The 7,794-nt window shown below is 37.8% G+C and carries 6 protein-coding genes, 2 rRNA genes and 1 other annotated feature; of the genes, 1 reads left to right on the top strand and 7 read right to left on the bottom strand.

Annotated elements, in window-relative coordinates; translation table 11 throughout:
• Nucleotides 1–208 precede the first annotated feature (208 nt).
• The 5 genes from serS to guaB form a co-directional block, all read right to left on the bottom strand.
• Entirely contained in the window at nt 209–1,483 is a 1,275-nt protein-coding gene (gene serS / locus BLV40_RS27175; protein WP_026593371.1) for a serine--tRNA ligase, read from the bottom strand.
• A gap of 51 nt (nt 1,484–1,534) precedes the next feature.
• Nucleotides 1,535–1,756 (bottom strand) — a binding site (T-box leader).
• Between the two features lie 54 nt (nt 1,757–1,810).
• A complete protein-coding gene (gene pdxT, locus BLV40_RS27170) occupies nt 1,811–2,401 on the bottom strand; it encodes a pyridoxal 5'-phosphate synthase glutaminase subunit PdxT (RefSeq protein WP_026593372.1) in 591 nt (196 codons plus the stop codon).
• A 17-nt stretch (nt 2,402–2,418) separates the two neighbouring features.
• Nucleotides 2,419–3,306 carry a pyridoxal 5'-phosphate synthase lyase subunit PdxS gene (gene pdxS / locus BLV40_RS27165; protein WP_026593373.1) on the bottom strand — a complete coding sequence of 296 codons (888 nt, stop codon included), beginning with the start codon at nt 3,304–3,306 and terminating at the stop codon, nt 2,419–2,421.
• A gap of 159 nt (nt 3,307–3,465) precedes the next feature.
• Nucleotides 3,466–4,785: a D-alanyl-D-alanine carboxypeptidase family protein gene (locus tag BLV40_RS27160; RefSeq protein ID WP_090695717.1), complete on the bottom strand. Its 1,320-nt coding sequence runs from the start codon at nt 4,783–4,785 to the stop codon at nt 3,466–3,468.
• A gap of 104 nt (nt 4,786–4,889) precedes the next feature.
• A complete protein-coding gene (gene guaB / locus BLV40_RS27155; RefSeq protein ID WP_090695716.1) occupies nt 4,890–6,353 on the bottom strand; it encodes an IMP dehydrogenase in 1,464 nt (487 codons plus the stop codon).
• A 115-nt stretch (nt 6,354–6,468) separates the two neighbouring features.
• Here guaB and BLV40_RS27150 point away from each other — a divergent pair, with 115 nt between their 5' ends.
• On the top strand, nt 6,469–7,464 hold the full coding sequence (locus tag BLV40_RS27150; RefSeq protein ID WP_090695714.1) for a YaaC family protein: 996 nt from the start codon (nt 6,469–6,471) through the stop codon (nt 7,462–7,464).
• A 41-nt stretch (nt 7,465–7,505) separates the two neighbouring features.
• Here BLV40_RS27150 and rrf read toward each other — a convergent pair.
• Nucleotides 7,506–7,621: ribosomal RNA gene (rrf, locus tag BLV40_RS27145) — 5S ribosomal RNA — on the bottom strand.
• 50 nt (nt 7,622–7,671) lie between these two features.
• Nucleotides 7,672–7,794, bottom strand: a 23S ribosomal RNA gene (locus tag BLV40_RS27140); the annotation flags it as partial.

Genomic DNA, 7,794 nt, shown 5'->3' with positions numbered 1-7,794 from the left:
CCGCCTGTCGGTTTTCAAGACCGATCCCTTCAGCCAGACTTGGGTATACCTCCATATTGACATCCAATATAATATCAAAAGAAAAACAGTTAGTCAACCCTACCATCATAAATTATGAGGAAAGGAAAATGTTACTTTTCCTTCCCCTTCATGTTGCTACTGACAACACCTGGAATTACCAATCACTCATACCGATGAAAGTTTTAATTTATTTAATAACTGTTTTTCCTCCCATATAAGGGCGAAGAACTTCTGGAATTATAATTGTACCATCTTCTTGCTGGTAGTTTTCTAAAATCGCTGCAACTGTACGTCCAATTGCAAGTCCAGATCCATTTAGTGTATGAACAGGTTCTGGTTTAGCATTTGGTTCACGACGGAAACGAATATTCGCACGTCTTGCTTGGAAAGCTTCAAAGTTACTACAAGAAGAAATCTCACGATATGTTCCATAACTTGGAATCCATACTTCGATATCATATTTCTTCGCTGCTGTAAATCCTAAATCTCCTGTACACATGCTCATAACACGATATGGTAGACCTAATAATTGTAACACGCGTTCTGCATCATTTGTTAATTTTTCTAATTCTTCATAAGAATCTTCTGGTTTAACAAATTTCACAAGCTCAACTTTATTAAATTGATGCTGACGGATTAAACCACGTGTATCACGACCAGCTGAACCTGCTTCAGAACGGAAGCATGCACTAAATGCTGCATAACGAATTGGCAATTGGTCTGCACTTAAAATCTCATCACGATGCATATTTGTTACAGGTACTTCAGCTGTAGGAATCAAGAAATAGTCTTCACTTTCAATACGGAATGCATCTTCTTCAAATTTCGGGAGCTGCCCTGTCCCTGTCATGCTTGCCCGATTTACCATATATGGAGGCAACACTTCTTCATATCCATGTTCTTCTGTGTGAAGATCAAGCATAAAACTAATTAAAGCACGTTCTAACTTTGCACCTGCACCTTTAGAAAATACAAAGCGGCTTCCCGTTACTTTAGCAGCACGCTCGAAATCTAAAATCCCTAAGTCAGTTGCAAGATCCCAATGAGGTTTTGGTTCAAAATTAAATTCTTTTACTTCTCCCCAAGTACGAGCTACCACGTTATCATCTTCTGTGTCACCAATTGGCGCAGATTCATGAGGGATATTTGGGATAGAAAGCATTAATCTTTCTAAATCTTCTTCAACTGTACGAAGCTCATTATCAAAGTCTTTTACTTTTTCTCCTACTTCACGCATTTCTAAGATTAGCGCTTCTGCATCTTTCTTTTCACGCTTTAATACAGAAATTTGTTGAGATACTTCATTCCGCTTGCTTTTTAACTCTTCCGTTTGAACAAGCAACTCTCTTCTTCTTGTATCTAGTTCTTCGAAACGGCCGAAATCAGTTAAATCTTCGCCTCTATGCTGTAACTTTGCTTTTACTTCTTCAAAATTCGCACGTAAAAATTTAATATCAAGCATTATATATTCCTCCTTTTATTTTATAAAACACAAAAAACTCCCGTCCCTATAAAAAGGGACGGGAGTTAACCCGCGTTGCCACCCTAGTTGAAAGCAATGTTGCTTTCCTCTCAAGTAGAAATAACGACTCTTCACCGGAAATGTTTACTAATCATAAAGATATTCCACATTTCATTCCAGGATGGATTCACAAACTGTTTCTATCGGTTTCCACCAACCACCGACTCTCTATAAGAAACACCATTTGTTACTATTTCCTATCAACACGTTTATTTTATAAAATTGTTACCATCAATTTACTATAATCTTATACAAGTTGCAAGTTACTTATACAACTTTTTTCATTTTTTCTTCTTTCACCATTTGCACAAAATATGCTGTAACACGATGATCATCCGTTAACTCCGGATGGAAAGAAGCTGCTAAAAACGGTCCTTGTCTTACTGCTACCATTCGATCATTGTGCATAGAAAGAATTTCTACGTTGTCCCCTACACTTACAACGTATGGTGCACGAATAAATACACCAATAAAGTCTTCTCCTACACCTTTTATCGAAAGGGCAGCTTCGAAGCTATCCTTTTGGCGTCCAAACGCATTACGTTCAACTGTAATATCCATAGCGCCGATATGAGATTCTTCATAACCAATAAGATTGTTTGCAAGTAAAATCATACCTGCACACGTACCAAACATTGGTTTACCAGATTTCGCAAATTCACGAAGTGGTTCCATAAAATCGTACTTATCAATAAGACGACGCATTGTTGTACTTTCGCCACCTGGCAAAATAAGACCATCAATTTCTTCAAGTTGTTCTATACGTTTTACAATTACAGCTTCTGCACCACTTGCTTCAACTGCTTTTACATGCTCACGAACAGCACCTTGAAGACCTAATACACCGACTTTAACCATTTCAAAATCTCCTTTAATTACCAACCGCGCTCTTGCATGCGTTGTTCTGGTAATAATGTTGAAATTTCGACACCTTTCATTGCAGTACCCAATCCTTTAGAAAGGCTTGCAATTAGTTCATAATCTTCGTAATGTGTCGTTGCTTCAACAATTGCACGTGCGAATTTTTCTGGGTTTTCTGATTTGAAGATACCAGATCCTACGAACACACCATCTGCACCAAGTTGCATCATTAATGCAGCATCTGCTGGCGTTGCTACACCACCTGCTGCAAAGTTTACAACTGGCAGACGACCAAGACGTTTAATTTCCAGTAATACTTCATATGGAGCACCAGTATTTTTTGCATATGTCATTAATTCGTCTTCACGTAGGTTCGCAACTTGACGGATTTCAGCGTTTACTTGACGCATATGTCGCACTGCTTCTACAATGTTTCCTGTTCCAGGCTCGCCTTTTGTACGAAGCATAGATGCGCCTTCTGCAATACGACGCGCTGCCTCTCCAATATCACGACATCCACATACAAATGGAACAGTGTAATCACGTTTATTTAAATGATATACTTCATCAGCTGGAGTTAATACTTCACTCTCATCAATGTAGTCTACCCCTAATGATTCTAGCACACGTGCTTCCACAAGGTGACCAATACGGCATTTTGCCATAACCGGAATTGATACAGCACCCATAACCTCTTCAACAATTGTTGGATCTGCCATACGTGCAACGCCACCTGCTGCACGAATATCTGCAGGAACGCGTTCTAGTGCCATAACTGCAACTGCGCCCGCTTCTTCTGCAATTTTTGCTTGCTCAGCGTTAACTACGTCCATGATAACGCCGCCTTTTTGCATTTCTGCCATTCCACGTTTTACACGTTCTGTCCCTGTTACATTTGTCATGTACAAAAACCCCCCTAGGTGAATTGCTTTTCCCCGTTAAAGGCGAAAATTAAGAATACTCTTACATTCTACCACTAACTATTAGAGGCTTGTCCACTACTTTTTCATAAAGTCGGTATGAAAAATGGAATAAAAAAAAGCTCCTACAATGAGGAGCTCTTAAAACCAACCTTTTACTGTGTCAACAGCACTATTCCAAATTCCACTAAAGAAAGAGCCAACGCCACGCATAGAGCGTGTAAACCAGTTTGCTTTTTCTACTTCTGATTTTGTAACAAGATCTACTTGTAATGATTTACCTGATAAAAATCCAGGGTCATTATTATCTTTAGGGGATACAACCATTTGACCAAGTGTTGTACCTTTTTTAATTGGTGCTTCTTTTTCTTTACCTGTATCTTTAAATTCTGTTTTATATACATCTTTACTTCCTTTTGGTATCGGAAGTGTAACAGCTTGTTTCGTTTGTAATGCAACATCTTTATCTTTTGCATTTTCTACTCGTACAGTTTCATGCCCTTTTATTGAAGAACCTTTTGGATACACTTTTTTCACATCGAAGTTTGTAAAGCCATAATCAAATAATTTTTTTGTTTCGTCAAAACGTGCTGTATGAGAATTTGTTTTAATAACGACAGAAATTAAACGCATACCATTTCTTTCCGCTGTACCTGTAAAACAATCTCCAGCTTCTGGAGTAGATCCTGTTTTCAAGCCATCTACACCTTCATATTCCTTAACTAGTCCTTTTAGCATCCAGTTCCAGTTATCCATTTTAACAGGATATTTTCCACCTTCTTGGAACACTTTTTTCGGAATTTTCGCTGTATCTAATACTTTAGGGAAATCTTGAATTAGACGTTGCGCTAAAATCGCGACCTCTCTCGCAGACATTTTATTTTCTTCATCCGGTGTTGTGCCTTCAGGATGGTGTCCTTTTAAATCATGGTTTGTTAAGCCTGTAGAGTTTACGAATTTATAATTTTTTAATCCAAACTCTTTCGCCTTATCATTCATCATTTTTACAAAGTCTACTTCTTTACCTGCAGCTGCTTCTGCTAAAGCAATCGTTGCACCATTTGCAGAATAGATTGCCATTGCCTCATATAACTCTTTTACCGTATAAGAGCCACCATTTTCTAATGGAACGTTTGATAATGAGCGATCTTGTGAAATCTTATGTGCATATTCAGAAACTGTTACCTTTTGGTCCCACTTAAGTTTCCCTTTAGCCACCGACTCATTAATTAAGTATTCACTCATCATTTTCGTCATACTAGCAATTGCTAATAATTCATCTGCATTTTTTTGATACAAAATTTTCCCTGAATTTGCTTCTACTAAAATTGCTGCTCCTGCTTCAACGTTTAAAGCAGCACCCGTTTCTGCTGATGCACTGCCATATGTAACAAACATGCTGCAAAATAGTGTAAGCACTGTTACCATTGCAATGAATCGCTTGCAAAACATACCTTTCACTTCTGTTACCCCCAATATCTTTGTACTCACATAACCGTTATTCTAACATAATCAAAAAAAAATAGACAGAGATATCAAATCTCCATCTATTTACATATAAGACATTATAAAGAGTAATTTGGAGCCTCTTTTGTAATTTGTACGTGATGTGGGTGACTCTCACGTAAACCAGCACCTGACATACGAATGAATTGTGCATTCTCGCGTAAGAATTCTAAGTCATTTGCTCCACAATATCCCATACCTGCACGTAATCCACCAACTAATTGGTGAACTGTATCAGCTAGAGGTCCCTTAAATGGTACACGGCCTTCGATACCTTCTGGAACAAGTTTTTTGTTTCCTTCTTGGAAATAACGATCTTTACTTCCTTTTTCCATCGCTCCAACAGAACCCATACCGCGATATACTTTAAATTGGCGACCTTGGTAAATTTCAGTTTCTCCTGGGCTTTCAGCTACACCAGCAAACATACTACCAAGCATTACAACGTTTGCTCCTGCTGCTAAAGCTTTTACCATATCTCCAGAGTATTTAATACCACCGTCAGCAATAACTGGGACACCGTGTTTACGAGCTTCTGTCGCACAGTCATATACTGCTGTTAATTGCGGTACACCAACACCAGCTACAACACGTGTTGTACAGATAGAACCTGGTCCAATACCAACTTTGATAACATTTGCACCTGCTTCAATTAATGCGCGTGTTGCTTCAGCCGTGGCAACGTTACCTGCAATAATGTTCAATGTCGGATACTTTGCACGAACTTCTTTTACTTTGTCAGCTACGTTTTTGTGATGCCCATGAGCCGTATCAAGTACAATTACGTCTACGTTTGCTTTTACTAATGCATCGATACGAAGAATAGCATCTGCAGTTACACCAACTGCTGCTCCAACTAATAAACGACCTTGTTTATCTTTTGCAGAGTTTGGAAACTCAATTACTTTTTCAATATCTTTAATAGTGATAAGCCCTTGTAATACACCGCTATTATCAAGAAGAGGGAGCTTTTCAATTTTGTATTTCTGTAGGATCTTTTCAGCTTCTTCTAGTGTTGTACCAACTGGAGCTGTAATCAATTGTTCCTTTGTCATCACATCGGAAATTTTGATGGAATAATCTTGGATAAAACGCATATCACGATTTGTAATAATACCAACTAATTTTTGCTCTTCTAAATTATTTACAATTGGTACACCTGAGATACGATATTTTCCCATAAGATGTTCTGCATCATATACTTGATGTTCTGGAGTTAAAAAGAAAGGATCTGAGATAACGCCGCTTTCAGAGCGTTTTACTTTATCAACCTGCTCAGCTTGTTGCTCGATAGACATATTCTTATGAATAATCCCTAAACCGCCTTGACGCGCCATTGCAATAGCCATATCAGCTTCTGTTACTGTATCCATCCCTGCGCTAATTAAAGGAATGTTTAACTGCAAGCTTTCGGATAGAACTGTTTTAACACTCACTTCTCTTGGCAATACATCTGACTTCGCTGGTACAAGTAATACATCATCGAATGTCAAACCTTCTTTAACAAATTTAGATTCCCACATAATTGTTCCCCCCATGATACCAGAAATTATTATTAGTAGCTTAACAATTGGTTAAAATACTGTCAAGAACGTACATATATGTTAGAATTTTTAGACAATAAAAGGAGCGTAATATATGCATCATCCATCTTATACTTGGCAGCAATTAAGTTTCTTTTTTTCATCCCAACATGTACAGCGTTATCTTGCCCGCTGTTATGAAAAATTACCAATTGAAAACGCTGAAAAGAAAAGTTTCGAGAATTGCTATCCTTTCATTTATTATTTGGAACACGGAAAAAGTTATTATGAATTATGTAAAACTGCACCTTTCTCTATTCAACCTATGTTGTTATTTTACGGGATGAGTCAACTTTTAAAAGCATGTTTATTAACCGTTGATCCAAACTATCCAGAATCAACAACCGTCTTAGCTCATGGAGTTACAACGCGTAAACGAAAAAAACAAGGATACCAGTTTTTAGAGGATGAGGTTAAAGTACAGAAAAATGGATTATTCACTCATGTTGCAGAACGGATGTTTCACATGAAACACTTAGAGGCAGAAAAATTTATTATGCTAGAACTAATGGGGAAAATTCCTGAATTAAAAACCCTATTTCAACATAGTCAAAAAGAGAAAATATTATATAAAGTTAATGTGGTAGACGAACAGCATATTTCATTTTCCTCTGGCATACTTGATCGCTTACACATGACGCAAGAACGTTTTTCTCGTTACATAGAAACATCTTGTAAGCACCTCTTTATACAGTACATACCGAGTGAAGAGGCTGAATCTGATTTGTTATTTTCAGCTTCCTCTAAAACATGGAACCCTTTATACAGTACACCATTTTCTTATGATTGCAATACCAGCACTTATTATTTGCCAATAACTAAAGATGTAAGAAATTGTAAATCACTCTTACCAGAACTACTCATACATTATTTATTACTCTACAATTTGAGTATGATTTCTCGCTACGAGACTGACTGGTGGTACGACTTATTAGGAAGCTACGCCTCTGAAGATTACCCATTTATTTATCAATTTTTAGGGGTTTCCGCAAAAAAAATCCCTTACTATGTTTTATTATTTTTACTAGGTCAACACTCTCCGATTTCTTAGGAAATAAAAAAAGCACGAGTCAATTGACTCGTGCTTTAATTGCTTGGCGACGTCCTACTCTCACAGGGACAAGGTCCCAACTACAATCGGCGCTAGAGAGCTTAACTTCCGTGTTCGGTATGGGAACGGGTGTGACCTCTCTGCCATCATCACCAAACTATTGAAGGCATATTCCTTCAAAACTAGATAACATTTGCTTCATATTATATGGTTAAGTCCTCGATCTATTAGTATTCGTCAGCTCCACATGTCACCATGCTTCCACCTCGAACCTATCAACCTGATCATCTTTCAGGGATCTTACTAGCTTACGCTATGGGAAATCTCATC

The sequence above is a fragment of the Bacillus sp. 166amftsu genome (assembly GCF_900107445.1).
In the GTDB taxonomy this organism is placed as follows: Bacteria; Bacillota; Bacilli; order Bacillales; family Bacillaceae_G; genus Bacillus_A; species Bacillus_A arachidis.
Note: the sequence above shows the minus strand (reverse complement) of the source record. Positions and strands in the feature narration are given on the sequence as shown.